This window comes from Thalassotalea profundi, assembly GCF_014653195.1.
Taxonomy (GTDB): Bacteria; Pseudomonadota; Gammaproteobacteria; order Enterobacterales; family Alteromonadaceae; genus Thalassotalea_B; species Thalassotalea_B profundi.
The window spans coordinates 245,726-270,440 of record NZ_BNAH01000006.1; the positions used below are offsets into that span (position 1 = coordinate 245,726).

General features: G+C 37.1%; 24 protein-coding genes. 9 read left to right on the forward strand and 15 right to left on the reverse strand.

Going from position 1 to position 24,715, the window contains the following annotated elements; genetic code table 11:
• Positions 1–7 precede the first annotated feature (7 nt).
• From IE155_RS09565 to gpmM, 3 genes are all read right to left on the reverse strand, one after another.
• Entirely contained in the window at positions 8–757 is a 750-nt protein-coding gene (locus IE155_RS09565; RefSeq protein ID WP_189378022.1) for a divergent polysaccharide deacetylase family protein, read from the reverse strand.
• A gap of 104 nt (positions 758–861) precedes the next feature.
• A complete protein-coding gene (locus IE155_RS09570) occupies positions 862–1,944 on the reverse strand; it encodes a murein hydrolase activator EnvC family protein (RefSeq protein ID WP_229817189.1) in 1,083 nt (360 codons plus the stop codon).
• Between the two features lie 109 nt (positions 1,945–2,053).
• Positions 2,054–3,595: a 2,3-bisphosphoglycerate-independent phosphoglycerate mutase gene (gene gpmM, locus IE155_RS09575; protein WP_189378024.1), complete on the reverse strand. Its 1,542-nt coding sequence runs from the start codon at positions 3,593–3,595 to the stop codon at positions 2,054–2,056.
• Positions 3,596–3,830: 235 nt separating this feature from the next.
• Between gpmM and IE155_RS09580 the strand changes: the two genes are divergently transcribed.
• The 4 genes from IE155_RS09580 to gpsA all read left to right on the forward strand — a co-directional run bounded on the left by IE155_RS09580 (position 3,831) and on the right by gpsA (position 6,132).
• Positions 3,831–4,256 carry a rhodanese-like domain-containing protein gene (locus IE155_RS09580; protein WP_189378025.1) on the forward strand — a complete coding sequence of 142 codons (426 nt, stop codon included), beginning with the start codon at positions 3,831–3,833 and terminating at the stop codon, positions 4,254–4,256.
• A 25-nt stretch (positions 4,257–4,281) separates the two neighbouring features.
• Complete coding sequence (gene grxC, locus IE155_RS09585) at positions 4,282–4,542, forward strand: glutaredoxin 3 (protein ID WP_373295364.1); 261 nt, start codon at positions 4,282–4,284, stop codon at positions 4,540–4,542.
• Between the two features lie 72 nt (positions 4,543–4,614).
• Positions 4,615–5,121 carry a protein-export chaperone SecB gene (gene secB, locus IE155_RS09590; RefSeq protein ID WP_189378026.1) on the forward strand — a complete coding sequence of 169 codons (507 nt, stop codon included), beginning with the start codon at positions 4,615–4,617 and terminating at the stop codon, positions 5,119–5,121.
• A 6-nt stretch (positions 5,122–5,127) separates the two neighbouring features.
• Positions 5,128–6,132 (forward strand): NAD(P)H-dependent glycerol-3-phosphate dehydrogenase, encoded by a 1,005-nt coding sequence (gpsA, locus tag IE155_RS09595; protein ID WP_373295366.1) that lies wholly within the window; start codon positions 5,128–5,130, stop codon positions 6,130–6,132.
• Positions 6,133–6,148: 16 nt separating this feature from the next.
• Here the strand turns inward: gpsA and trmL are convergent, their stop codons facing one another.
• Entirely contained in the window at positions 6,149–6,613 is a 465-nt protein-coding gene (gene trmL, locus IE155_RS09600; protein WP_189378028.1) for a tRNA (uridine(34)/cytosine(34)/5-carboxymethylaminomethyluridine(34)-2'-O)-methyltransferase TrmL, read from the reverse strand.
• Between the two features lie 132 nt (positions 6,614–6,745).
• On the opposite strand from trmL, the gene IE155_RS09605 reads away from it, so the two are divergent.
• On the forward strand, positions 6,746–7,621 hold the full coding sequence (locus tag IE155_RS09605; RefSeq protein WP_229817191.1) for a cation diffusion facilitator family transporter: 876 nt from the start codon (positions 6,746–6,748) through the stop codon (positions 7,619–7,621).
• Here the strand turns inward: IE155_RS09605 and IE155_RS09610 are convergent.
• The 3 genes from IE155_RS09610 to IE155_RS09620 form a co-directional block, all read right to left on the reverse strand.
• The gene (locus tag IE155_RS09610) at positions 7,596–8,588 is read right to left on the reverse strand and encodes an alpha/beta fold hydrolase (RefSeq protein ID WP_189378030.1); all 993 of its coding nucleotides are present in this window, start codon (positions 8,586–8,588) and stop codon (positions 7,596–7,598) included. The two genes, IE155_RS09605 and IE155_RS09610, sit on opposite strands and share 26 nt — an antisense overlap.
• 84 nt (positions 8,589–8,672) lie before the next feature.
• Positions 8,673–10,055: an ATP-binding protein gene (locus IE155_RS09615; protein ID WP_189378031.1), complete on the reverse strand. Its 1,383-nt coding sequence runs from the start codon at positions 10,053–10,055 to the stop codon at positions 8,673–8,675.
• Complete coding sequence (locus IE155_RS09620; protein ID WP_189378032.1) at positions 10,048–10,755, reverse strand: response regulator transcription factor; 708 nt, start codon at positions 10,753–10,755, stop codon at positions 10,048–10,050. The genes IE155_RS09615 and IE155_RS09620 overlap by 8 nt, the downstream gene beginning before the upstream one ends.
• 159 nt (positions 10,756–10,914) lie before the next feature.
• Between IE155_RS09620 and IE155_RS09625 the strand changes: the two genes are divergently transcribed.
• Positions 10,915–11,397 (forward strand): Spy/CpxP family protein refolding chaperone, encoded by a 483-nt coding sequence (locus IE155_RS09625; RefSeq protein ID WP_189378033.1) that lies wholly within the window; start codon positions 10,915–10,917, stop codon positions 11,395–11,397.
• A gap of 101 nt (positions 11,398–11,498) precedes the next feature.
• Here the strand turns inward: IE155_RS09625 and IE155_RS09630 are convergent, their stop codons facing one another.
• From IE155_RS09630 to rsgA, 5 genes are all read right to left on the reverse strand, one after another.
• Positions 11,499–13,454, reverse strand: coding sequence for a M56 family metallopeptidase (locus tag IE155_RS09630; protein ID WP_189378034.1), 1,956 nt, complete (start codon positions 13,452–13,454; stop codon positions 11,499–11,501).
• A 14-nt stretch (positions 13,455–13,468) separates the two neighbouring features.
• Entirely contained in the window at positions 13,469–13,855 is a 387-nt protein-coding gene (locus IE155_RS09635; protein ID WP_189378035.1) for a BlaI/MecI/CopY family transcriptional regulator, read from the reverse strand.
• Between the two features lie 165 nt (positions 13,856–14,020).
• Positions 14,021–14,776 carry a glycerophosphodiester phosphodiesterase gene (locus IE155_RS09640; protein ID WP_189378036.1) on the reverse strand — a complete coding sequence of 252 codons (756 nt, stop codon included), beginning with the start codon at positions 14,774–14,776 and terminating at the stop codon, positions 14,021–14,023.
• Positions 14,757–15,635: an archaetidylserine decarboxylase gene (gene asd, locus IE155_RS09645; RefSeq protein ID WP_229817193.1), complete on the reverse strand. Its 879-nt coding sequence runs from the start codon at positions 15,633–15,635 to the stop codon at positions 14,757–14,759. The genes IE155_RS09640 and asd overlap by 20 nt, the downstream gene beginning before the upstream one ends.
• Before the next feature lie 43 nt (positions 15,636–15,678).
• The gene (rsgA, locus tag IE155_RS09650; protein WP_189378037.1) at positions 15,679–16,713 is read right to left on the reverse strand and encodes a small ribosomal subunit biogenesis GTPase RsgA; all 1,035 of its coding nucleotides are present in this window, start codon (positions 16,711–16,713) and stop codon (positions 15,679–15,681) included.
• A gap of 183 nt (positions 16,714–16,896) precedes the next feature.
• On the opposite strand from rsgA, the gene orn reads away from it, so the two are divergent.
• Positions 16,897–17,442 carry an oligoribonuclease gene (gene orn / locus IE155_RS09655; RefSeq protein WP_189378038.1) on the forward strand — a complete coding sequence of 182 codons (546 nt, stop codon included), beginning with the start codon at positions 16,897–16,899 and terminating at the stop codon, positions 17,440–17,442.
• A 61-nt stretch (positions 17,443–17,503) separates the two neighbouring features.
• Here orn and IE155_RS09660 read toward each other — a convergent pair whose 3' ends face one another.
• The 3 genes from IE155_RS09660 to IE155_RS09670 form a co-directional block, all read right to left on the reverse strand.
• Positions 17,504–20,587 (reverse strand): efflux RND transporter permease subunit, encoded by a 3,084-nt coding sequence (locus IE155_RS09660; RefSeq protein WP_189378039.1) that lies wholly within the window; start codon positions 20,585–20,587, stop codon positions 17,504–17,506.
• Entirely contained in the window at positions 20,584–21,666 is a 1,083-nt protein-coding gene (locus IE155_RS09665; RefSeq protein WP_189378040.1) for an efflux RND transporter periplasmic adaptor subunit, read from the reverse strand. Before IE155_RS09665 ends, IE155_RS09660 begins: the two co-directional genes overlap by 4 nt.
• Positions 21,667–21,816: 150 nt before the next feature.
• Positions 21,817–22,932 (reverse strand): M28 family metallopeptidase, encoded by a 1,116-nt coding sequence (locus IE155_RS09670; RefSeq protein WP_189378041.1) that lies wholly within the window; start codon positions 22,930–22,932, stop codon positions 21,817–21,819.
• Positions 22,933–23,032: 100 nt separating this feature from the next.
• Here IE155_RS09670 and IE155_RS09675 point away from each other — a divergent pair, with 100 nt between their 5' ends.
• Both IE155_RS09675 and IE155_RS09680 read left to right on the forward strand, forming a co-directional pair.
• A complete protein-coding gene (locus tag IE155_RS09675) occupies positions 23,033–23,590 on the forward strand; it encodes a glutathione peroxidase (RefSeq protein WP_189378042.1) in 558 nt (185 codons plus the stop codon).
• Positions 23,590–24,693, forward strand: coding sequence for an MltA domain-containing protein (locus IE155_RS09680; RefSeq protein ID WP_189378043.1), 1,104 nt, complete (start codon positions 23,590–23,592; stop codon positions 24,691–24,693). The genes IE155_RS09675 and IE155_RS09680 overlap by 1 nt, the downstream gene beginning before the upstream one ends.
• Positions 24,694–24,715: the final 22 nt, after the last annotated feature.

The following is a 24,715-nucleotide window of genomic DNA, read 5'->3' on the forward strand; positions in this document are numbered from 1 at the left end:
GTAATGACTAGTCAGTATGAACGGCGATTTCTTGTGGCGGAATAGGTGTTAGCAGCTTGGAAATGGCGACGAGTTTAATGTTGTTTTTTTCAAGAAGCGGTATAAGGCTTGATAATGCTGCTACAGTTTCAGGATGCGGATGTGCTATTGCAACGGCATTTTTGTTACGTTTTGCGTATCGGATCAAAGCATTGAATTGCTGGGTAATATATTCTTTATTTAATTGATTATCCAAGAAAATTCTTCGTCCTAAATTGGGAACACCAAAGTGACGCGCTACATTTCTTGCTTTACTCTTATTAGTAGTAACACTATCAATAAAAATCATTTCTTGCTCTTTAAGGTAGCGCATTGTCCATGCCATCGGTGTATAGAGCGTGGTTAAATAACTTCCCATATGATTATTAATACCAATAGCAAAAGGTATTTCATCAAAAGCATTTGCTAGTGTTGCTCTGATTTCTGCTTCACCCATGCCACTGGTTAATGCGCCAGGACCTAGTGCTTTTGATTCATTACTCGATTCCATAGGAATATGTAAAATAACATCGTGATCACTTTGATGGGCAATTTCGGCTAAAGACTTCCCGTAGGGAGTGTGTGGTAGTACCGCAAAAGTTATATCACCTGGTATATTTAAAGTGGCTATATCACTTTTTCGATAACCAATATCATCAATAATAATGGCAACCCTAGCTTGTTCAGCAGAGCAGATAGAAACAAAATTGAAAAGTAGTAAAGCTAAAAATAGTCGCACGGTGTTTAATTTTTATTATTAATATTAAGCGTATAATTGAATCTTAGGTTAGCAGTTCTTTTTCACTAAATCGATAAATGAATTTTGTTTTATAGTGATTTTAATTATCGACACCAAAGTTTAGGGTTTACTGCTTGGCCGTTATGTCTTATTTCGAAATATAAACCGGATTGCTCTTGGCCACCACTTTGACCAACTAACGCTATCGGCTCTCCTGTTTCTACCCGATCACCTACTGATTTTAATAAGGCTTGGTTGTGTCCATATAAACTCATATAACCTTCACCATGATCGACGACAGTCACTAAACCATACCCCTTTAGCCAGTCAGAAAATAGCACAGTGCCATTATGAATGGTGGTTACTTGCCTACCGGTTGGTGCTGATAATAGAACACCTTTCCATTTTAAGTAGCCTTGTTTGCTTGAACCGAAACTACGGCGAATTTTACCATTGACAGGCCATGATAATTTACGTTTTAGGCGGCTGAGCCCTTTTAAACTTTCTTCTTGTTGGCTCAGTTTAGCTATACGCGCTAAAGCTGCTTTTAAATTAGCTTCTTCTTGTTCTAATTTCTCTAAAGTTTGCTGATCGTTTAGTAACTGTTTACTGAGTTTAGCGATAGTTTGTTCGCGTTGATTCTTCTCTTGGCTAAATTCTTTTTGTTGTTTTGATTGCGCTTGTTGTAGTTGTTCAAGTTTCTGAATTTGATCCATTTGCTCAATTTTAACTTGATGGAGTTTATCAATGGTGGTTTTAAACTGTTCTATTTCTTCTATTCTTGCGGTATTTAAGTATTGATAATAAGTAATGCTACGTTGAACTTTTGCAGGGCTTTCTTGATTTAACAATAACTTAATATAGTCGTGATTACCTGAAGAGTATGCTGCTCTTAATTGTTTAGCAAGTAATAACTCTTGTTGATTTTTTTTCTTCAATAATTCTGTTTGTTGCTTTTCAAGTGTTGTTAATTTTTGTTGGGTTTCTGCTAACTGTTGCTTAGTTTTTGCAATGGCCTTAACGACTTGAGATATGGCTAAGTCACTTTTTTGTAGCTGCTTCTCTAATTCTTCGCGCTGCTTGTTAACTTGTTTAATGGTTGTCTTTTGTTGATTAATGGCTTTTTTGAGCTGATCTAGTTTTTGAGCTGAACTTGTTTCTTGGGCTAATAGCGTTGCATTAGCCATAACTACACAACTGGCTAGGGAACCGATGCACCCTAGCCAAAGCGTCGTCATAAATCTAATCAATAGTATATGCGTTCGCAAATGAAACTTATTCATTAAGTAACAACAACTAGGTAACTGTCATCAAACGAGTACCTGTCATTTCTTCAGGTTGCTCAAGTGCCATTAAATGTAAAATAGTAGGTGCAATATCACTTAATGCGCCTTCTTTTTCGGCCGTTGCCTTACGTCCAAAATAAATCAAAGGAACGGGTTCACAAGTATGTGCAGTATGTGCTTGCCCCGAATTATTATCGACCATTTGTTCTGCATTACCGTGATCGGCAGTTATCAAACATTCACCACCTGTTTTTTCTAATGCAGCAACAACTCTACCAATGCTTGCATCTACAGCTTCACATGCTTTTACGGCCGCATCGAATTTACCTGTATGACCTACCATATCACCATTTGGATAATTACAAACGATGAAGTCGTAGTTGCCACTTTCAATCGCTGCTACTAATTTATCTGTGAGTAATGTTGAGTTCATTTCAGGTTGTAAGTCATAAGTGGCGACTTGAGGAGAGGGCACTAAAATGCGCTCTTCGCCAACATAAGTATCTTCTTTACCACCGCTAAAGAAAAAGGTTACATGAGCGTACTTTTCTGTTTCTGAAATACGTAATTGTGTTTTGTTATGTTTTTCCAGCCATTCACCTAATACATTATGTAGTGCGGTGGGTGGAAAAGCACAATGTGCTTTAATATCAGCAGCATACTCAGTCAGCATAACAAAGTCTGATAATTTAGGTTGTTTAGCTCGGTTAAAACCATCAAAGTCTTTATCAGTAAAGCAGTGAGTAAATTGGCGAGCGCGGTCAGCTCTAAAGTTCATAAAAATTAAGGCGTCACCATCATTTATGCCAATGGTATTATTGTTTGCGTCAGTAATAGCACTGGCTTGAACAAATTCGTCATTTTCATCACGTTGATAGGCTGCCTCTAATGCGTCAATGGCATTAGGGTATTGAAATTGAGCTTTACCTTCAGTCATTAAGTTATATGCAGCTTCAACTCGATCCCAACGTTGATCTCTATCCATAGCAAAATAACGACCAATGATCGATGCTACTTGACCACACCCTAATTGATTAAATTTTTCTTGCGCTTTAATTAATGAGGCTTTTGCACTGCGTGGCGGCGTGTCTCTTCCATCTAAGAACGCATGTAAATAGACTTGTTTTGCACCGCGTTGGCTTGCAAGATCGATCATCGCAAAAATGTGATCTTCATGGCTATGAACACCGCCTGGAGATAACAAACCAAAAATATGTACGGCACCATTTCTTGCAATTGCGTTATCAACAGCATCACATAGGGTGGCATTATTGTTAAATTCGTTATCGGCAATAGCTTTGGTTATTCGGGTGAAGTCTTGATATACAATTCGACCTGCACCTAAATTGACGTGTCCGACTTCTGAATTTCCCATTTGACCGTCAGGTAAACCTACAGCCATGCCAGAGGTTTGAATTAACATATTTGGATAATTTGCCTTTAAGTTATCAAGCACTGGTGTGTTTGCATGGAATATTGCATTCGATTCAGTGTCTTCACGATAACCCCAACCATCAAGTATTAATAGAACGGTCGATTTTTTATTTGGCATGTTCACCCTCTTTATTCAGTAAGTTAATTCATTTATCAGTATACCAAGCAACATGATCAAAATAAGTAAAATAAGCAAGAAAATCTAGATAAAAATGTTCTATTGAAGTGCTAAAAGCATAGATGAGTTAATATATTCATCATTAAGCCGGCTTTATCGCTTAAATACACTGTAAAAAATGGGAGTAATCTGTATACTGACGGCAATTTTATTTATCGACAATATGTGAAGTTTTATGGATCAATTTATTACGTTTTTAACAGCTCATCCAATGTTAAGTGCTGCATGGGTTGGGATATTTATAGCTATCATTGTAACTACGATTAAAATACAGTTTTCTCCAATTAAGCAATTAAGCCCGCAAGAGCTTACATTTGCTGTAAATAAAGAAGAAGGCGTTGTATTAGATATTCGTACCGAAAAAGATTTCAAAACTAGCCATATACTTGATGCAATACATTTAACGGTTGAAAAAATCAATAAAAATGAATTGGGCACCCTTGAAAAGTATAAAGACAAACCCATTATTGTAGTGTGTGCCGCTGGTATTACTGCTTCAACAACAGCTTCTAAACTATATAAGGCGGGTTTCAGTAAAACAAGTTTACTTAAGGGCGGTATGAATGCATGGGTAAATGCAGGACTCCCCGTTACAAAGTAAGACCATATTGTTAAGGTAGCTAATAATGACAGTAGAAATATATACCAAAGTTACTTGCGGTTTTTGCATGAGAGCGAAAGCCTTGCTTGAACAGAAAAATGTTGATTTTCGTGAAATTAAAATTGATGGAAATAATGAACTACGTAAGGAAATGATTGAACGTAGTCATGGGGGTTACACAGTGCCGCAAATATTTATTAATGATCAGCCTATAGGCGGTTGTGATGATTTATATGCATTGCACGCACAAAATAAACTTGATGAATTACTTGTTGGTAGTAAATAACAGGTAATTAGAATAAAAACTAACGAATTGATTCGTTAATGTATAAATTAATAACAAATTAGGAAGTAAAAAATGGCTGATGAAATTCAAAACGAAGCAGAAGGTTCTGCAGAGCAAGCGGCGGCACCACAGTTTGCAATTCAACGTGTATACACAAAAGATTTATCTTTTGAAACACCTAACTCACCGGCTATTTTTCAAAAAGAATGGAAACCTGAGCTTAAGTTAGATTTAGATACCCGTTCAAATAAATTAACAGACGATACTTTTGAGGTTGTATTAGCATTAACCGTTACTGCAACAGTTGAAGGGCAAACGGCCTTTTTAGCAGAAGTGCAACAAGCAGGTATATTTACTATTGGTAACTTACCTGAAGCGCAATTAGCACATACGATTGGTGCTTTTTGCCCTACTACGTTATTCCCGTATGCACGTGAAGCAGTGGCTAGCTTAGTCAATCGTGGTTCATTTCCACAAATTAATTTAGCACCAGTTAACTTTGAAGCATTATTTGCTTCTTATGTTCAACAAAAAGCTGCAGAAGCTCAGGCTGCTCAAGCTAGCACTGAAACACACTAGTACGACATATCAATAATGACTGATATTTGTGTATTAGGAGCAGGCTCATATGGGACTGCTCTTGCTATCTGTTTAGCGAGAAATGGTCATAGAACCCTGTTATGGGGACGTAATGCTGATCATATTAATCAGATGAAGCAGTCGCTATCGAATGAAAAATACTTACCTGGTATTCAGTTTCCACCTACCTTAGAAGTTAGTTCAGACTTAGCCCAAGTGGTGAAATCTAGCCGTAATGTGCTTGTGGTTGTTCCTAGCCATGCTTTTGGTGACATTCTTACTGAAATTAAACCATGGTTGAGAAAAGATGCACGACTAGCTTGGGCAACTAAAGGGTTAGATCATAAAACAGGGCGTTTATTACAAGATGTTGCGCGTGATATTCTTGGCGATGCAATACCCTTAGCTGTATTGTCAGGTCCCACTTTTGCAAAAGAAATGGCAGCAGGATTGGCAACAGCAATCTCACTTGCTTCAACTGATGATGAGTTTACTAAAGATCTTTCGGATTTATTGCATTGTGAAAAATCATTTAGAGTGTATCCTAATCATGATTTTATAGGTGTTCAGTTAGGCGGTGCGGTTAAAAACGTTATTGCTATTGGTGCAGGTATGGCCGATGGTATAGGTTTTGGCGCTAACGCAAGAACAGCATTAATTACTCGAGGATTAGCTGAAATGACGCGTTTAGGCGCGGCACTGAATGCAGAGCCTAGTACTTTTATGGGAATGGCGGGGTTGGGAGATTTGGTATTAACCTGTACCGACAACCAATCGAGAAATCGTCGCTTTGGTTTAGCGTTAGGGCAAGGGTGTGGCGTGGAGCAAGCAATGGCTGATATTGGTCAAGTTGTTGAAGGTTACCGTAACACTAAAGAAGTTTATATGTTAGCGCAGCGCATGAAAATTGAAATGCCAATAGTTGAACAGGTATATCAAGTGTTATATTGCGGTAAAGCGGCTAAACTTGCCGCTTATGACTTGCTATCACGTGAACGTAAACACGAATAATTTCTACATTTAAGTTTTATACTGCGTTAGTAAACCCTAACTGACGCCATGCCTCAAAGATAATGACCGCTGTAGCATTCGATAAATTCATGCTACGGCTGTCTTTGAGCATAGGTATTCTTATTTTATCTTCATCAGGAATTTGTTGACGTACGTCTTCTGGTAGTCCTGCTGTTTCCGAGCCAAAAAGTAAATAATCTCCGGTTGTGAAAGTAACATCACCATAATAATTACTGGTTTTAGTGGTGATCGCTAATACACGTGGTGGTTGTTCTGATTCAATAAAAGCTTGAAAATTTTTATGGCGCTTTATTGCTGCAAATTCGTGATAGTCTAAGCCGGCTCTTCTGAGTTTTTTATCATCTAAATCAAAGCCTAATGGCTCAATAAGGTGTAATCTAAAACCTGAATTGGCACATAATCTAATAATATTTCCAGTGTTAGGTGGAATTTGTGGCTGAAATAGCACAACATCTAACATATAAGCTCTCTTGAATCAGGAATAATGAGATCATTATACCTTGCACAGTTGAACAGTGAATAAATTTTTATGAGTGATAATAAGCCCACAACACAAAAAAGTTACAATTTTTTGGTAACAACAGCAGCTTTCATGGCAACTGGAATCGCATTGTTATTATTTTTCTTTAAGTTATATGCTTGGTTTGTAACTGAAGCAAGTGCAATGCTAGCTTCAGCAACAGACTCCTTACTTGATTTATTCGCCTCATTAATGAGCCTTATTATTTTAAGATTCGCTCTAGCACCACCTGATGCAGAGCACAAATTTGGCCATGGAAAAGCGGAGAGCATAGCGGGGTTAGTGCAATCGGCTTTTGTCTTAGGGTCGGCGGTACTTTTAATAATTAATGGCATCGATCGTATTGTTACCCCCAAACAAGTTGTGCAAACGGAAGTGGGGATTATCGTAAGTATTATCGCTATAGTGATGACGTTATTATTGGTGTTAGTGCAGCGTTATGTCATTAAGCATACGTCTTCTGTAGCAATTAGTGCAGATGCTTTGCATTACCAATCAGATTTATTATTAAATACCGGTGTTTTAATTTCTTTATTTTTAAGTCAAGGCTACTGGCTTAGAGCTGATGGTGTTTTTACGCTATTAGTGGGTGGGTATTTATTCATCGGGGCATTAAAAATTGTCTGGCTTAGTGTTAATCACTTGATGGATCATGAACTTGAACAAGCGGATATAAGTATCATCGAAGATATTGTTAAGAAACATCCCCAAGCTAAAGGTTTACATGATTTACGTACACGAGATTCTGGCAATATTCGCTTTATACAGTTTCATTTAGAACTTGATGATCAGTTAAGTCTTTTAGAAGCTCATACTATAGGTGAACGTCTAGAAAAAGACATCGAAAAAGAGCTGTCACCTTGCGAAGTCTTTATTCATCATGATCCTATTTCGGTAGTAAAAAACAATATTGCTAATGACGCTACTGCAGATCAGCTAACCACTTAAGGGTCGTATTGATAGCTTGTTGTCGATATTTGTCTTGCTCGAAAAATAACTCATGATAGGCACCATCGATTCTAATGGGTTTTCCAGTTTGACATAAGCTCTCATTCTGCTGATGTAATAATTCACAGAAACTATCTTGTGCGGCATTGTCGACTATAGTGTCTTCACCGGCCTGTAGTATTAATATTGGAGTGTTTATTTTACTGATATCATTAAATATATCGGCATTTACTTTCAAGGCTTGTGCTAACCATTGGAAGGTAACCCCACCAAGTTGTGCTTTTGGTTGCAGTTGATAGCGATTAACAAAACGTTGATAGCGAGACTTTGAATGGGTGATGCGATTATCAGCAAAGCTCTTTGGATTGTAATTACCTTGTCCGAAAAAGTACCATGGCTCATTCGATATAACCTTATTTAATAAGGCGCCTGAGTGTATTAAGGCTTTTGCTAACCATAAAGGAATGCCCCCATTATTTATGGCGAACATTGGAGAAGATAATACTGCCGCTTTAACTAAGTCAGGATATAGTTGTAAAACACGTGTTGCTATTGCTCCCCCCATAGAATGAGCAAGTAGTATTGGTTTGATATTTTGGGCGCAGCTTTTATTAACGTATTGATTGATAAATGTTGCTAAATCATGGCTATAGTCATCAAAAGTGACTACATGTCCTTTATGTTTATTTGCAGACATACGTTGTGACAAACCTTGTCCACGATGATCAATAATAAAAGTATTATAGCCATGCTGATGTAATTCAAACGCGAGCTCTTGATATTTGATATAGCTTTCAACCCTGCCGGGTGAGATAACAATACATTCAGCATTAATGTCTGTTGCAAATTGTGCATAGTTTATTGTTACGTTATCTACCCCAATAAAAGATGAAAATATGCCTGTTTGCCAAAAAGCGTCGATTTCGTTAGAGGAAGATGAAATTGTGTGTTGATCATTGTTAGTCATAGCAAAACTTATAGATACATTTAAAAATAAAATGACAGTTAATGTGAGCCTCTTCCAATTAATTATCATAGTGTTCAGTAGTATTTACCTTGGCAACGTGAGTGTAACAGTTAGTCCTGAAGGGGCATTGTTATTGGCGTATATACTACCATTATGAGCTAAAATAGCTTGTTGTGCGATAGCTAACCCTAATCCGGTTCCTCCGGTGCCTCTATCGCGAGCGTTTTCTACTCGATAAAATGGTTGAAATAGTTGGCTGATAGACTCTTCTGGTACTCCAGGACCTGTATCAACCACTTGTATGGTTACCATTAGTTCGTTAACTGACATCAAAACTTCGATAGTTGAATGCTCGTGACTATATTTTACGGCATTTGTGATTATATTAGAGAGTGCGCTTGTGATTAATTTATTATCGGCTTGAATAATACATTTTGCAGGCATAGTTGCACTTATAGTTATAGACTTTTCATTAGCTATGTACTGGCAATCGGTAATACATGAAGTTAATAGGGCACATAAGTCGCAAGACTGTAATGTTAAATTTTGTAAGGTATTTTCTAAACGAGATAAAGACAATACTTCAGCGATCATATCATCAAGACGACTTACTTCTAACTCGCAGCGTGCTAGATGACTAGTTAAAGCGTCTTTATTATCAATTGATTGTAAGGATAAGCCAATTGCCATTTGTAATCGGGTCATAGGAGATCTAAGCTCATGAGAGACATCCCCTAAAAGACGCTGGTGAGCATTAATATTTTGTTCAAGCTTTTCTGCCATTTGATTAAAACTACGACTTAGATCACCAAGTTCATCGCTTCTATTAGTTGTTTTCTTGGCTATTCGGGTCGTTAATTTGCCATTGCCTATTTCAGCCGCAGCAGATTTAATTTTTAGTAACGGATTACTGAGAGACCGAGCCAATAACCATGCTAAAAGCATGCTAACAATAATAGGAATTATAATACGCGCCCATGCAGGTAACTGCATTAGATAGGAGCTAAAGTGAGGGTTATGATCTTTAGCTGCGATATATAATTGATACTCAATGTTGTCTATAGAGGTTGCTAAGGGCCCCGTTACACGAGCATTTGCAAATTGAATACTTGCGGGACTATCAAAGCTATTTTTTTCTAAATAAGGAATGAGTGGTTTTAAAAAATTCTTTTCACTGGCAAATACTTTAGAGTTACTAGGATCTTTAATTAAAATGGCTTCACCGCGAAACGGCGTGCTTTTGGTAAGTAAACGATTAAGGGTTAACTTTTTAGACTTTTCAATGCGTCTTTTTAAATGCTGTAATTTAGCAATATCTTGTTTATGTAAAGGCCTTAAAATACTTTCCTCGGCTAATTGAATTGAAATGACACGGGTTAATACAATCGATAAAATGGCAAATAACCAAAAGGAAATAAAAAGTTTAAAAGCGATAGAGCTTAATGACTTAGTGACCCCTTTAAACATGAGTTTGCTCTCCTGATAAGAAAAGATAACCCGCACCACGTATCGTTTTTAATTTTTCATTGCTACTTTTCGTTTGTAATTTTCGGCGGATATTACTGACATGCATATCAATACTTCGATCGAAAGCACTTAAACGACGATTAAGCACTTGCTCAGAAATTTCTTCTTTACTGACGATTTTTCCATGTTTATTCATTAATAATTCGAGTATTTGATATTCAGTGCCCGTTAGTTCAACAATTTTACCATGGCAATGAACTTCTCTTGTTGCATTATCAAGACTTACGTTATTTACTTCTAGTTTGTTACTAGCGACTTTATTATTTTTGACAATGTCTATACGGCGTAAAATTGCATTAATTCTAGCGAGTAACTCTTTGTGTTGGAAAGGTTTTGCAAGGTAGTCATCAGCACCAAGCTCTAATCCTAATATTCGGTCGGCATCATCACCTTTGGCGGTGAGCATAAGAATAGGGGTTTTGTGTTTGCCACCTAAAGCTTTAAGCAACTCAAAACCATTGAGTCCTGGCATCATAACATCGAGCAAAATAAGGGAATAACTATCATCATAAGCACGAGCTAAACCGCTAACGCCGTCGTAACAACATTCAACAGTAAAACCTTCGAATGACAAATACTCGACTAACAGGTCGCTGAGTTCTTTATCATCATCAATTATTAATAGTTTATTTTGCTTCATTACTACACCAATTACACACAAGCTTAGCTTCTTAATTGTTCTCATGATATACCAACAATAATAGGTAAAACCATTCTTTACAAAACCTTTACATTGGTTTGCGTTTCTTTGCATTGCAATTGTTATTATTAACTCGAATCAATTAAAGAGGATATTTAAATGAACAAGATTATCTCAACTATGGTTACTGTTGTTGTTTTAACACTTTCTGCATCAAGCATGAGTTTTAGCAATGAAGCTAATGCCTATGAGAATGCAGAAGGAAAAAGTCACATGGCTAAACAAGAGCATCGTCAGTTTAAACGTATGGCTAAGCATCTTGAGTTAACAGATGAACAGAAACAACAATTTAAAGCGTTAAAAGAGCAAGCGAAATTAGATCGCACGGCTATGAAAGACAAAATGAAAAGTTATAAGGATCAGCTAAAAGTGTTAATGGAAGCTGCTACTTTCGATGAGCAAGCATTCACACAATTGCATAATACTTATCAAGATACTTTTACCGAAGCTGCGTTGTTAAGAGCTAAGCATAAGCATCAAATGATGCAAATTTTGACGCCTGAACAGCAAGAAAAGGCTAAAAAAATGAAAAATCGAATGAAAGGCAAACATAAAGGAAAAATGAAAAATAAGCGAGATTAATTACAACCCGCTAAATTTGAAAACTTATAAGTAGGTACTTTGTTATTATTAACACTTAGCTTCATGGACAAAAAAGAGCAGATTTTTATCTGCTCTTTTTATTAACTCTTAATCAGACTAAATGAAAATATTTTTGCCATTTGGCTATCGATGGGCTTTTCATTAACGGTCGCTGGCTGAAAACGCCATTTATTCATTGCTGTACGAATGGCATTACGAAAATAACTCACTTTATTTTGGTCTTCAAATTCAATATCCGCTACATAGCCGTCTTTATCTATCACAAACTTCACAAATACATCAACTTCTATCCCCTTACGCTTGGCAATTGATGGGTATCTAGGCTCTACAGATGTAATTAACTGAGCTGATGATTTTTGAATTGGTGCATTTCTATATTCAATATTTTTGTTTGTGTGTATATTTTCTTGCTTAGGCAGGGGTTGGTTGAAGGCCTGTGTATATGTGTTATTTAATTCAATCGCTTTATCAATTGAAGGTAATGGCTCTTCAACTAATGAAGCTAACTGGTTGGCATAAGGGTTTTTAAATTTTGCTTCAGAGTTTGAAGAGTCTGAACGTTCAAATGCCATTTCAGAAATTGATTTGGTTTGTTGAGTAGAACCATTAGTTGTGTTGGCTAATAAATTTATATCAGGAGTTTCTATTACTTTTGACAGGCTTTCTTGGTCTTTTTGTGAACTAACTAATTCAGCTTTTTGGCTTTCTCGCTTGGTGCTAACTTGAGCTAATGGTTGCTCATTAGGGACTGTTTGTTCTTTTAAATCAATAATTTTTCTGGGGGTTTTTAATAATTCTTCGCTGGTAGTGCGACTAGTTTTTGCATCTTGTTGTGTTAAAAAAACATCTTTATTAGCTGAAGCCATGTCAGAGTTAGGTGTGTTTTGCTCTACAAGTTGCTGGGCTAATGTGGTTTGAGCGAGGGGTTGTTCTTTCTCGTTAACTTTGTGTTGTATAAACTCGCCAGCAGATTGTACTAATGAGATGCGACCAGAGCCCCAATCGATCATGCTATTATCAACAAAGGGTTTTGCAAATACACTTAATATAGCAAATAGGATTACAATTGAAGCGAGTAACTTTCCAGAATCATTTTCTACAGTACATGTGTGGTCATTATCAATTAAACGTACAACACGTTGTTTTAAATCACCTCCAGAAGCAGCCATTGCCATTGCAGGAATTGAGCTTTGACGGTGTTTATGACATAAACTTGCTGTATCCGCTAATGTATGTGCGTACGCAATTGCATTACCGCAATGTTTGACTGCAATATCATCACTACAATATTCTCGCTCATAACGCATTTGCTTAGATATCCAGCGTACGCCCGGATGAAAGAACAATAATATTTCAACTAATGTCTGTAAAAAGTTTACGAGATAATCATGTCGTTTAACATGGGCTAATTCATGTAAAATTAACATCTCAAGTTGAGTAGAAGTGAGCCCTGTCATCATGCTAGCAGGTAGTAATATTACAGGCTTTAGCCAACCAATAGCCATTGGAACTTCGGTTTTTAAGGAAATTAAAAGCTGTGGCTTACGCCAGAGCTTGAATTGACTGATCAGTTGTTCAAATCTTAATTGTAGCGTGCTATTTACTGCAATAGTGTCGTTTGTCGGTAGTTGATTGACTTGACGGAGTGCAAATAACAGTTTTACTGAAGAAATAATCACGGTGATTAGCCAGGCGAGTGACAAAAAAGGCAAGCTATCAACGGCGGTTTGATACCAATCTGAGTTTATTACTGAATTCGGTTGATTAGAATCAAATAACTCAAGCGCCTCTAAACCTTGAGGCCCTATATTTAAGTAATCTGGTGTGTAAATAATGCTAAAGGTGATAATGGGCACTATTAAACATGTGATTAAGGTAATAGTGGACCAAAAATATCTAAGTTGCGGATTTTTATATGAAGTACTAGAAAGTAAACACTTTAGTACAAGCGCAAGTAAGCACCCTTGCCACAAGAAGTGCAAGAGCGTTAACGCAAGACTATACAGTATTGGGCTGTCTAATAAATTCTCAGGCATAAATACAATTATTGTTAATTTTTTTGATCTAGTTTATTTAATAATTGACGAATATCAGCAATTTCTTCTTTACTAGTTGATTCATCTAATGCGCGCATGACTAATCTTGACGTTGAACCACCAAAAGCTTTACTGGCTAAATCTTTTAATAATGATGATTGAGTATACCCTTCGCTATTAGCGGGAGAATATACATGGGCACGATTAGTTTCATCACGGGTGACCAATGTTTTCTCATGCATAATTTGTAAGATCTTTAATACAGTAGTGTAACCTGTTGTTTGAGTCGCACTAATTGCATCATGCACTTGTCTGACTGTTGCCGGACCTATTTTCCATAAGACATTAAGCAAAGAAAGTTCTGCTTCAGTCGGCTTGATACCTTCATTATCACGAGCCATCGAAATCCCCTAATGTGCAATATAATTTAAAAAATGTTGTCATTCGTCGTATTGGTAATATTGTTTAATTCAATAATAATTTTTATGTAATACGAACATAATCGTATACTGTGATGAATAAATGAGCAATACATTATTACATAAAAATGTAATATGCTTCACATTCTAATGACAAATCGTATTAACTTTATCTCTTGTTTGTTGTGGAAAGTTGGTAAATATAGCGTCCACTTTATATAGCAAACACTTTTCAATATCGTCAATATTATCAACTGTATATACCCAACAAGATAACCCTCGCTGATGAATGTCGTTTACTAACTCTTGGTTTAGACAATCAATATCTTGATTAACACCAGATAACTGCATTTTTTCACTAAACTGTGCGTAATTGAGCGGGCAATGAGCAATAAGCGCCGCAAATTGGACTTTGGGTAATACTAAGCTTCCACTTTGAATTAAATAGTGATTGAACGAAGAGATGTATAGTTGAGACCATTTAATTTTATTATGACTAACCGCATTTCTTAATACACGTTCGAGCTTTTTGATTACAAGGTCTATTATTGATTGTTCACTGGCGCTGATTTTTAGCTCAATGTTAAGCAATATATCTTCTGGAATTAACGCTATCGCTTGTTCTAACGTAATAATGGTTTGTTCTTGCCCAATGGTGGTTTGCAGTAGCTCATCTAAAGTAAAGTTATTAATAGTACCGAGTTTACTGGTTAGCCTCGATAAATCACGATCATGAAAAACAATAAACTCGCCGCTAGCTCTATGGTGTTGGATATCTATTTCAATACCATCAGCACCTTGCTCAATGGCTTTTTTAATGGCAAGTGTAGAGTTTTCGGGATACTCGCCACTGGCACCGCGATGGGCAATAATGAGCACTGTATTAATTCTCGTTTTTGCCAATTAAATCGGCATAATGCTCACCAAGTCGTGTAACTGTACCGGTGCCTGCATCTTGGTTAAATTTGATCATTTGAGGGGCAAAAGTAGTGATAACGGTTGAACCTAATTTAAATCTACCCATTTCATCACCTTTATTAAAGGTAATTGCACCCGTTCCAGATGCAGGATATTGCCAACGGAAAACGTCTTTTCCTGCAGGCGGGGTAATAGTGCCTGCCCAAGTAGTTTCAATACTGGCTACAATAGTTGCACCAACTAATGTCATCGACATAGGTCCGTATTCCGTATCAAAAATAGTGACTACACGCTCATTACGTGCAAATAAATTTGGTACATTATTCGCTGTTAATGGGTTGACTGAAAATAAATCGCCGGGCACGTAAATCATTTCTCTTAAAGTAGCGGCCATGGGCATATGAATGCGATGGTAGTCTTTAGGAGCAAGATAAATACAAGAAAATGCCCCATTTTGAAAAGGCTGGGCTGTTTCTTTATCACCGCCAAGTAATGTAATAAGGCTATAGTCGAAACCTTTTGCTTGGATAAGCTGTCCGTCTCTTATTTCTCCTTGCTGACTTATAGCGCCGTCAACAGGGTAGCAAATAGTGTTGGCATCTTGCAGTATTGGGCGTGCACCCTCTTCAAGTTCTCGGGTAAAAAAGTCGTTAAAGGTTTTAAAGTCGCTGGCATTTTTATATTTAGCTTCTTGCATATTGATGCCATAAGATTTGATAAATGCACTAATTGCTTTCGTGGTTAGCCAACCCGCTTCTGCTACTGCAAATTTTCCTACCAATCGGGAGAGTGCATGCTTGGGCATTATGTATTGTAGGGTTATTTTTAATTTATTTAGTGACACTGGGTATTCCTTGCGGTTTTATTTTCATTTTGTATTGTTATTTTTAATTAAATCTTGATGTTAGTGTATTGTCATTCAAGCTGGCTAAAATTCGTTGGAAGCTCGCTAAACGTTCGGGATGAATTTGTTTATTTTCTACGGCCTTAATTAAGGCGCAGCCTGGATCTTTTTGATGTTTGCAATCTCTAAATTTACAAGTACCGAGAAAGTCAGCAAAGTCAGTAAAACCATTACATACTTGCTCTGGTGTTAAATGCCACAAACCAAATTCTCTAATGCCAGGGGAGTCAATCAAATCACCGCCTTCCGTGAAGTGATATAAACGTGCAACAGTGGTTGTATGCTGACCTAATCCTGAGTTTTCAGATACATCTTTAGTTAAAATTCCAAGCTCTGGCATCAAGCTGTTAGTAAGCGTTGACTTGCCTACCCCTGACTGCCCAACAAAGATACTTGTTTGTTGGTTTAACTGTTGTTTTAATTGACTTAAACCGTCAGTTGTTTCACTACTAACATAAAGTACTTGATAACCAATATCTCGATAAATTGCTAATTGTGATTCAATGGTTTTTGTTAATTCTGGTGTGAGTAAATCAATTTTATTGAGTACAATAATTGGCTTAATGCCGGTTTCTTCGGCCGCAACTATGTAGCGATCAATTATGTCACTATTAAAAGCTGGTAAAACGCTTGAAACGATAATTATTTGGCTAATGTTAGCAGCGATAGGCTTTACGCCATCATAAACATCAGGGCGTGCTAATACTGAATCACGTTCATGTACGGCTTCAATAATGCCAGAAATACTATGTTCGTGGGTTTTACTTTCTCGCCATAATACTTTGTCACCACAAACGAGTGATTTTATACTGCGCCTTAGATTACAACGCACACATTCGCCATGGGTGTTTTCAACATCGGCATGTTGACCGAAACGACTAATAACGGTGCCCATTTGCACGTCACCTAGTTCGTCATCTTGCCATTTTATATCGTCCGCATTACTTTGAAGCTTCTTCGTTTGATTTGCTTTAATGCGCCTGACTTGGCCTTTTGTTAATTTTTTAGCTTTTGCCACAAGTTATTTTCATAATAGTTAAATAGTGTCGTTGAGTTATCTCGACAAAATATTTCAAACAATGTTAATTGTCACGTATTATACTGGTAAATTGATGTTTCATCTAATACTTGTCTTTATATCTGATTTTTATTGTTAATTAATGTCATAAAAAGCACAAAGTATTAAAACAGAGGGAAGCTTATGTCTTGCAGTGAAACAAATCTAATTTGGTTAGATTTGGAGATGACGGGGTTAGAGCCTGAACATGATGTAATTTTAGAAATTGCTAGTATTGTGACAGATAGTCAATTAAATATTTTAGCGGAAGGTCCTGTATTTGCTATTCATCAGGCTGATGAGGTTTTAGATAATATGAGCCAATGGTGCATTGATGTGCATGGCAAATCAGGGTTAACACAGCGTTGTCGTGACAGTAAAGTCGATTTGGCTACTGCAAGTGCGGAAACTATCGCGTTTGTCGAGCAATATGTACCCAAGGGTTGTTCTCCAATGTGTGGCAACAGCATAGGACAAGATCGTCGTTTTATTAATAAATACATGCGTGAATTTGAAGATTATTTTCATTATAGAAACCTAGATGTAAGTACGGTTAAAGAGCTTGCTCGTCGTTGGAAGCCTGAAGTATTAGACCAAGTTGAAAAGAAGGGCGTGCATTTAGCATTAGATGATATTCGAGAATCTATTGCTGAATTAAAAGTCTATCAAGAACACTTTTTTAAACTCTAAGTCTTTTATCTTAAAAATTAATTCGCCTTATAAAAATGCCGACATAATTGTCGGCATTTTATTAATTTGTTAGTGGTGTGTTTGTCGAAAACTTATTGCTTTTGTTTCGCTGCTTCTCTTTTCCCATTTGTAATAAACTAGGCAAGAAAATTAAAGTAAATATTGTACTGACGCCCATACCACCGACGATAACTGCGGCAATACCTCGGTATAGCTCAGCTCCAGCTCCCGGTATTAATAGTAATGGGAGCATGCCGCAAAGCGATGTTAATGTACTCATTAATATTGGACGTAAACGTAAGCGAACCGCTTGTTTAACCGCATCGTGTCGCGTTAAACCTTCACTTTCACCTAATCGAGTTTGATACACCAATAAGATAGCATTATTGACAACCAATCCTAGTAAAATGATAAATCCGATCATGGTTAATAAGTCTAATGGCTGAAAAATGATCATATTAGTTAGTTGTAATACGGCTATTCCACCAACCGTTGCTAATGGAATGGTTAATAACACCAGTAAACTATCTTTAAATGAGCGAAAGAGTGCCGACATTAATAAATATAAAATGATTAATGCGAGTATGAAGCTTTGACTCATATTGGATAAGGCTTCATTAAGTGCCTCTGCGGTACCTCGATACGCGATAGATCCACCTTCAGGTAATTGGGCTAAAATGGTTGGGCCAGCTTTTTCTTTTATTAAAGTTATAGCTTCTTCTAAACTAATATCGTCAGGGGGCGTTACTTGTAAGGTAATCGTACGTTTTCTATCTACCCTTCGAATAGAGCTAGGGCCAGCCGTTCTTATAACTTCTACTAATTCGCCTACTGGTTGAATGCCTGCTTGCGGCGTAAATAAGGGGATAGCTTCAAGCTCTTCAGGAGAATCCCAATCGGTTGTTCGAAGAAAAACATTCAGGCGTTTTTGTCCATTAAAAAAATCTCCTACATAAAGCCCTGTACCTAAAGCGCTTGAAATAGAGGCCATTTGCTGTCGAGTCCACCCTGCTTCAGCAATTCTGCGTTCATCAGGGTGAAGTTGTAATTCAGGTTCGGCTAATGTTAACCCTGGTGTCGGCTGTATTTGTGCACCAGGTAATACCTGGCTAATTGTACCAAAGCCTATTTGTGCTGCTTTTAGTAACTGTTCAACATCAGTACCTTGAATATCAATATCAATTCGGCGTCCACCGCTTAAATTTCTGAAAAGCTGCTCTTGAGAAGCAAATGCAATAGTATCTGGAAATCCTCGTAATATTTCATAGTTAATAAGGTTTACTATGTCTTGGATATCATCTGCGTCTTTACCTCGTCCTCCCATAAAACCAAAGTTACCAAAAAAACCCATCCAAGTATGGTCGATAGCAGGAGACTTCTCGCCTTTCAAATATGGCATAAGGCGCTCGTTAATTACATCACTCATTTCAACACGTGATGCTAAATAACTTTGCCCTGGTGGGGGTAAAATAAAGACGTTAAAAGAGTTTTGATTGCCTTTAGGTAAGTAGTCAACTTTAGGAAACATTAGATATGAACCTAAGAAAGAAAAAAGCATTAACCCTATTACCCATAACGCACGTTTTTTTGGCGTGGATGTTATTTTCATAATACCTTGGGTAATGTTATGCCACCAATGCTGATGAGGATCGTCTTCTGATACTTCCTTTAATAAACGTCGAGCAGCGGTGGGTAAAACCGTTATAGCAATTAAAAGCGACGCCACTATTGCCACGGCAATCGTAATCGCTAAATCAGCAAATAGCTGTCCCGAAACATCTTCTAAAAATGCGATAGGCAAGAAAATAGCCACGGTTGTGATGGTGGATGATAAAAGCGCTCCCCATACTTGAGAGGTGCCAAGTAAAGACGCGTTTTCAGGGAGTTCACCTTTTTCTCTTAACCGAACAATATTTTCTAATACAACAATGGCGGCATCTAATACCATGCCTACGGCAAATGCAAGACCTGCCATAGAAATAATATTTAAAGTACGCCCTGCGCTGTACATCACTATTAAGGTGATTATTAATGAAATGGGAATAGAAAGTGCGACGATAAGAGTGGCTCGAAATTTACGTAAGAACCACCACAAAACGGCAATAGCAAGAAAAATACCTAATAATAAGTTGTTTTGAACTAATGCCATCGAACGACCAATGTAGATGGTTTCATCATACATTTGAATCATTTCTAAGCCTGAGCGTTTTAAAGGGCCTTCATTTAGCTCTTTCATTGCAGCTTTTAAGCCATCCATGACTTCAATAACATTTACGCCTTGCTCAACTTGAGCATTCATTGCTATTGCAGGCTCACCATCTAACGTTAAAATACCTGTGCGGTCAGCATAGGTGAGTTCTACTTTCGCTATGTCTTTTAATAATATAGGTTGACCATCTCGCCAATCAACGACCATATCTTGAAGTTGTTCAACACCATATTTTCCTGTAAATCGAATGGTGTATTTTCGACGACCTATTTCATTAAATCCGCCAGAAACATCAGTGTTATTACTTAAAGTGCTTGCGAGTTGTGGTACATTTAAACCTAAATTTGCCGTTTTATAGGGGTCAAAGGTTATCCGTAATTCAGAGGGTAAACCACCAAAAGCATTGGTTTGAGAAATACCTGATACACGTTCAATACGCGTTTGAACGACTTCCTCGACATAGTCTTGATAACCTGCAATATCATTACTATTGCCTTGAGTAGGTTTTATGGCAAACCAAGCTATAGCGGTAAACGTGCTTGCCCCGCCAACAGCAATGGTAGGTTCAGTTGCATCAGGTGGATAACTGGGGACTTGGTTAAGCGCATTCATGACATCGATCAAGGCTCGTTCTAAATTTATCCCTGTTCGATACCGCAGAGTAATACTGCCACTACCTTGGCTTGAGTTTGATTCTAAAAGCTCTAGACCTTGCAAACCTTTTAACACATCTTCTTGGCGTTCAATAATTTCAGCTTCGATTTCTTCTGGTGCTGAACCACGCCAAGCGGTTGAAATTACTATTTGTGGTTGACTGATTTCAGGTGTCAATTGAACGGGGAGTTTAAATAAACTGATCGCACCAAAAAGTGCCACAAGTAAAATTGCGACAATTACCGCAGTTGGATTATTCAGAGAGGCTTTAGTTAATATCATGATTTACCTGAAATTAGCAATTGATTATTGTCTTTAATAACAACCGATTGGCCTGGCTGTAGTCTCTCTGCACCTCTAATAACAAGTTTATCGCCAGCTTTAATTTCTCCCATTATTTCAATTAATTCGCCTTCACTGAGACCTAATGAAACTTGGACTTGTTCTGCAATGTTTTCATTGTTAATACGGAAAACTGTAGTGCTATTACGTCTTAAAACAATGGCATCGCGAGGAATGGCAAGCGTTGATTTTTTCTCCCCATTAGCAACGGCAGCTTGAATGTTTAAACCTATAGGCCAATCTACAGCGCTTAAATCTAAACGTACTTCCATTAAGTGAGAGCGGTTATCTGAAACTGGAATAATTGCTTTTATTGGCACTTGTTTTTGGCCTAGAGGTGAGCGGATAGTTAAAGATTCTCTTGCTTTTACAAATAAATAAGAGGTTAAAGGGGCAAAAACTGAAGCTTCAATATTCTGAGTTTCTACGAGCCGAATAATGGCTGTACCACTCGTTACGTATTCTCCTTCATTACTTAATCGCTGGGTTACTATGCCATTGAATGGTGCTTTTAATTGGCTGTAATTAAGGTTTTGTTCTGCAAGCGCAACTTTTGACATAGCTGCCTCATAGTTTGCTTGAGCAATGTTAAAAGTTGAAATACTCTCGTCAAGTTCAGTTTGAGAAATTAACTGCCGTTCAACTAAGCTTTTTTTACGTTCTATTTCAGATTGTTCGAAGGTTAACTTAGATTTAGAGCTTGCGAGTAATGCTTTTTCTTCATTTAACACTAGTTTTAATGAAGAATCGTTTATGGTCGCAATAACTTGGCCTTTAACAACGGTATCACCTAATTCAGCTAAACTTTTCAATCGACCAGAAACTTCGGAGGCTATAGCCGAATTGTTTCGGCTTACAATCGAGCCTGAAACCCAAGCAACTGGAGATAGTGTGGTTTGAATGACTTGTGCTACATTGACATTGGCAGCACGGCCTTGTTGTGCCGATGCTTGCAGAGAATAGATATAAGCCGTAGCTGCAAAAATGCTCAGCGATATATATGAGATTAACTTAGACATAAAATCCTATTTAAATGGCTAGCTTTAATTTATAAAAATGGACTAAATCAGTGATGATTTAATGATATAGTTCATTATGTAGAAACTTAATTTTTAAAGTGTAAATTAATATTAATTATTGGCGAATTACACACCGCTTTTTATGCTTGTTTATTGGTTATTCATTTGATTATTTTCAATCTCGTCAAGTTTATAATTACTTAAAAAAGCAATTAACACTTCTACACTAGCTGTTAGTTGTTGCGTTAGTCTTTGTGAAAATAATTGATCCATTATGGCTAATTGATCCGATTTTGTGTGCCAAATATGCCCCCACTGGTTTTCTTCTTTACGCTCACATGCTGAATGGGTTGTTTTATCAAAACAATCCCATAGTGCGGCATTATCACTTTGAGAATAGCCATCGTAACCATCCTTACCGTTTATGGTGAAGTTCGTTGATTCTATATAAGCTATTGGCACGCCTGCGCAGGCAAAAGGTGCATGATCAGACCAGCCTCCAGTGACTCCTTCTGGGTAACCTTCGTAGGCAGGATGAATAATATATTGTTGCGCTTTATTGATAAGTGAACTTGAAAGCGAAAATAAGGCATCTCTAACATGGGTATCACTGTTATATTTAGCCTTAATATCACCACATTTATATGGCGTGGTATGCGCGCTATGCACATATAAAAAATCCCCACCAGCAATGGTATCTAAATTGATCATCGCAAGAATGTTTTCAGCCGTTCCAGATTCTTCAAGTAAGTTTTTTACGTAGTATTTTGCCCCCAATAAGCCAACTTCTTCTGCGCCAAAAGCGATAAAGCGAATGTTATAAGGTAAATTTTCTTTATGAGCTAATTCTTCCGCTACCGTTAGCAGTGCCGCAAGACCTGTTGCGTTGTCGGTTGCACCATGAGAGCCATGTTCTGCGCCCGTTGAATCTAAATGCGCAGCAAGTACTAAGGTTTTTGCTTTATTGCTATTAAGGTCAGCAATAACATTAGCCGAGGTTAATTCACCTTTAGTAAGTGAAAATGGTTGAACACTCACGTTAAGTCCCATTTCTTTGAAGTTTTTTCCAACATAGATAATGGTTTCTTTTTCTTTGGCGCTACCGGCTTCCCTTGCGCCAATCCCTTTTACCGGATCCGCTATTTCTTGGAGGTATTTATTAACAGACGCGCTAAATTCAGATTTTAAAATAGTTTGACTGTGAACCGAAAAGGTAAATAAAGTGTATAATATGAAAGTTAATAATAACGATGGTATTTTGTACATAAAGTTGTCAGTAGTTTAAATTGGCTAATGAGGCAGTAATGTATAACATATCGTATAATTATTCGATAAAATCTCACTATGATTTTAAATTGAGGCAAAGATGAAAAAACTAATCGCTATCTTTACATTCTTATTACTGCCAACGTTACCTGTATCTGCACAAAGTTGTCCTGATTACTTAAATGTGACATTAAAAAAACTTCATTCATCGGAACAAGCTAATTTATGTGAAATTGCACAAAATAACCCAGTGTTAATCGTTAATACTGCAAGTAATTGTGGTTTTACGCATCATTTTGAAAGCTTAGAAGCGATTCACAAAAAGTATGAAAAAGAAGGGTTAGTGGTTATCGGCTTTCCTTCCAATGACTTTTTTCAAGAAGAAAGTGCTGAAAAAGATACCGCTAAAGTCTGTTTTGTTAATTACGGGGTAACGTTTACAATGTTAGCGCCAAGTGCGGTAAGGGGCAGTGATGTTAATAGTGTGTTTAAGTTTTTAGGGGATAAATCATCATCGCCTAAATGGAATTTTTACAAATATTTAATAGACGGAAAAGGCAATAAAGTAACATCGTTTAGCCCTAAAACAAGCCCTGATGATCCAGAGTTTATTGAAGCCATTGAAACGTTAATTGAAACTAATAAAAGTAGTGTTTAATGAAGGTTAAACGCTTATTTTATCTCGGAATATCTTGTTGTTTACTGGGCTTTATTCCTGTAACTTTAGCCGAGTTTATTCGTGCTAAAGAGCCCAAAATTAGCACAAATATGCATATCGATGTTAATGCTTTGTGCCGTGTCTCTAAAAGCACACAAGCATACTTAACACAACATCAGGATGATAAATTTGCGGTGCACTCAGGTGATAATTTAGCACCTGATGTTACATTAAAACGTGTACAAGAAACGCTAGCTTTTATGTGCTTACCGGCTAATAAAAGTCAGATGAACAATAGTGAGTTTTTAAAGCAAAAATTTGATTTTTATCGATGGATTCCTGATAAAAAACAAGCAGATTTTCTGGCAAGTAAAAGCACTAACGATGTGAAAACACGTTTATTAACGAATATTCCCAAAGATAAAATATTTCTAACAAAGTATTACACCAAATTATTAAATGCTAGTAGCGTGCGTACCGAAAAATTCAATCAAGCACTTTATGCCCTTCCACATGATGAACATGGGCTAACATTGGAAGCAGCTGATTTAATAAAGCACAAACTCACGCGCTTTAAATACACTCGTCAAGACGTAATTAAAGGTGTGTTACTTGATAAAGAACTTGCTAAACCATTAATTTGGTTAACTGAAGCCGCATTGCATGATGTACTTTTACAAGGCACTGGTGTGGTTAAGGTCGATGGCACCATTCGTTACTTTAATGTTCATAGGAATAATGGCATTGTTTATGACTATGGCATTGGAAAAACAGAACAAGCGCGTTACTGGTACTTTGCTGAAGTACCTAATGTACTTGGCTACGGAAAAACCTTGGACAGTAAAATAGCCATAGAGACTGATGTTGCTTTTGCGGGTAATGTTAAAGCATTAGGCTTAGGTAAATTGTTTCTAATCAATTACAAAGCAGAGGGAGCAATCCAAGGGAAACTGGGTATTTTAGCCGATCAAGGCGGTGCATTTGATAATAACTTATTTCAGCTTGATTGGTTAAAAGGCAGTTATTATGGCTGGAAAGATTATTATCAGGCAAATAAGCAATTGCCTGATTATGCAAGTGCTTGGTTGTTATTAAAAAAATAGTTTATTGCAGTATAAGTAAGTT

Excerpts from the sequence above, each read along its gene's own strand:
- IE155_RS09630 (WP_189378034.1), bottom strand. The coding sequence starts at position 13,454 with ATGCCTGAGAATTTATTAGACAGCCCAATACTGTATAGTCTTGCGTTA.
- IE155_RS09605 (WP_229817191.1), top strand. The coding sequence starts at position 6,746 with ATGGCAACTGGAATCGCATTGTTATTATTTTTCTTTAAGTTATATGCT.
- grxC (WP_373295364.1), top strand. The coding sequence starts at position 4,282 with ATGACAGTAGAAATATATACCAAAGTTACTTGCGGTTTTTGCATGAGA.
- trmL (WP_189378028.1), bottom strand. The coding sequence starts at position 6,613 with ATGTTAGATGTTGTGCTATTTCAGCCACAAATTCCACCTAACACTGGA.
- gpmM (WP_189378024.1), bottom strand. The coding sequence starts at position 3,595 with ATGCCAAATAAAAAATCGACCGTTCTATTAATACTTGATGGTTGGGGT.
- IE155_RS09675 (WP_189378042.1), top strand. The coding sequence starts at position 23,033 with ATGAAAAAACTAATCGCTATCTTTACATTCTTATTACTGCCAACGTTA.
- IE155_RS09665 (WP_189378040.1), bottom strand. The coding sequence starts at position 21,666 with ATGTCTAAGTTAATCTCATATATATCGCTGAGCATTTTTGCAGCTACG.
- orn (WP_189378038.1), top strand. The coding sequence starts at position 16,897 with ATGTCTTGCAGTGAAACAAATCTAATTTGGTTAGATTTGGAGATGACG.
- IE155_RS09635 (WP_189378035.1), bottom strand. The coding sequence starts at position 13,855 with ATGGCTCGTGATAATGAAGGTATCAAGCCGACTGAAGCAGAACTTTCT.
- IE155_RS09625 (WP_189378033.1), top strand. The coding sequence starts at position 10,915 with ATGAACAAGATTATCTCAACTATGGTTACTGTTGTTGTTTTAACACTT.
- secB (WP_189378026.1), top strand. The coding sequence starts at position 4,615 with ATGGCTGATGAAATTCAAAACGAAGCAGAAGGTTCTGCAGAGCAAGCG.
- IE155_RS09580 (WP_189378025.1), top strand. The coding sequence starts at position 3,831 with ATGGATCAATTTATTACGTTTTTAACAGCTCATCCAATGTTAAGTGCT.
- IE155_RS09680 (WP_189378043.1), top strand. The coding sequence starts at position 23,590 with ATGAAGGTTAAACGCTTATTTTATCTCGGAATATCTTGTTGTTTACTG.
- IE155_RS09570 (WP_229817189.1), bottom strand. The coding sequence starts at position 1,944 with ATGGCTAATGCAACGCTATTAGCCCAAGAAACAAGTTCAGCTCAAAAA.
- IE155_RS09660 (WP_189378039.1), bottom strand. The coding sequence starts at position 20,587 with ATGATATTAACTAAAGCCTCTCTGAATAATCCAACTGCGGTAATTGTC.
- IE155_RS09615 (WP_189378031.1), bottom strand. The coding sequence starts at position 10,055 with ATGTTTAAAGGGGTCACTAAGTCATTAAGCTCTATCGCTTTTAAACTT.
- IE155_RS09670 (WP_189378041.1), bottom strand. The coding sequence starts at position 22,932 with ATGTACAAAATACCATCGTTATTATTAACTTTCATATTATACACTTTA.
- IE155_RS09620 (WP_189378032.1), bottom strand. The coding sequence starts at position 10,755 with ATGAAGCAAAATAAACTATTAATAATTGATGATGATAAAGAACTCAGC.
- IE155_RS09610 (WP_189378030.1), bottom strand. The coding sequence starts at position 8,588 with ATGACTAACAATGATCAACACACAATTTCATCTTCCTCTAACGAAATC.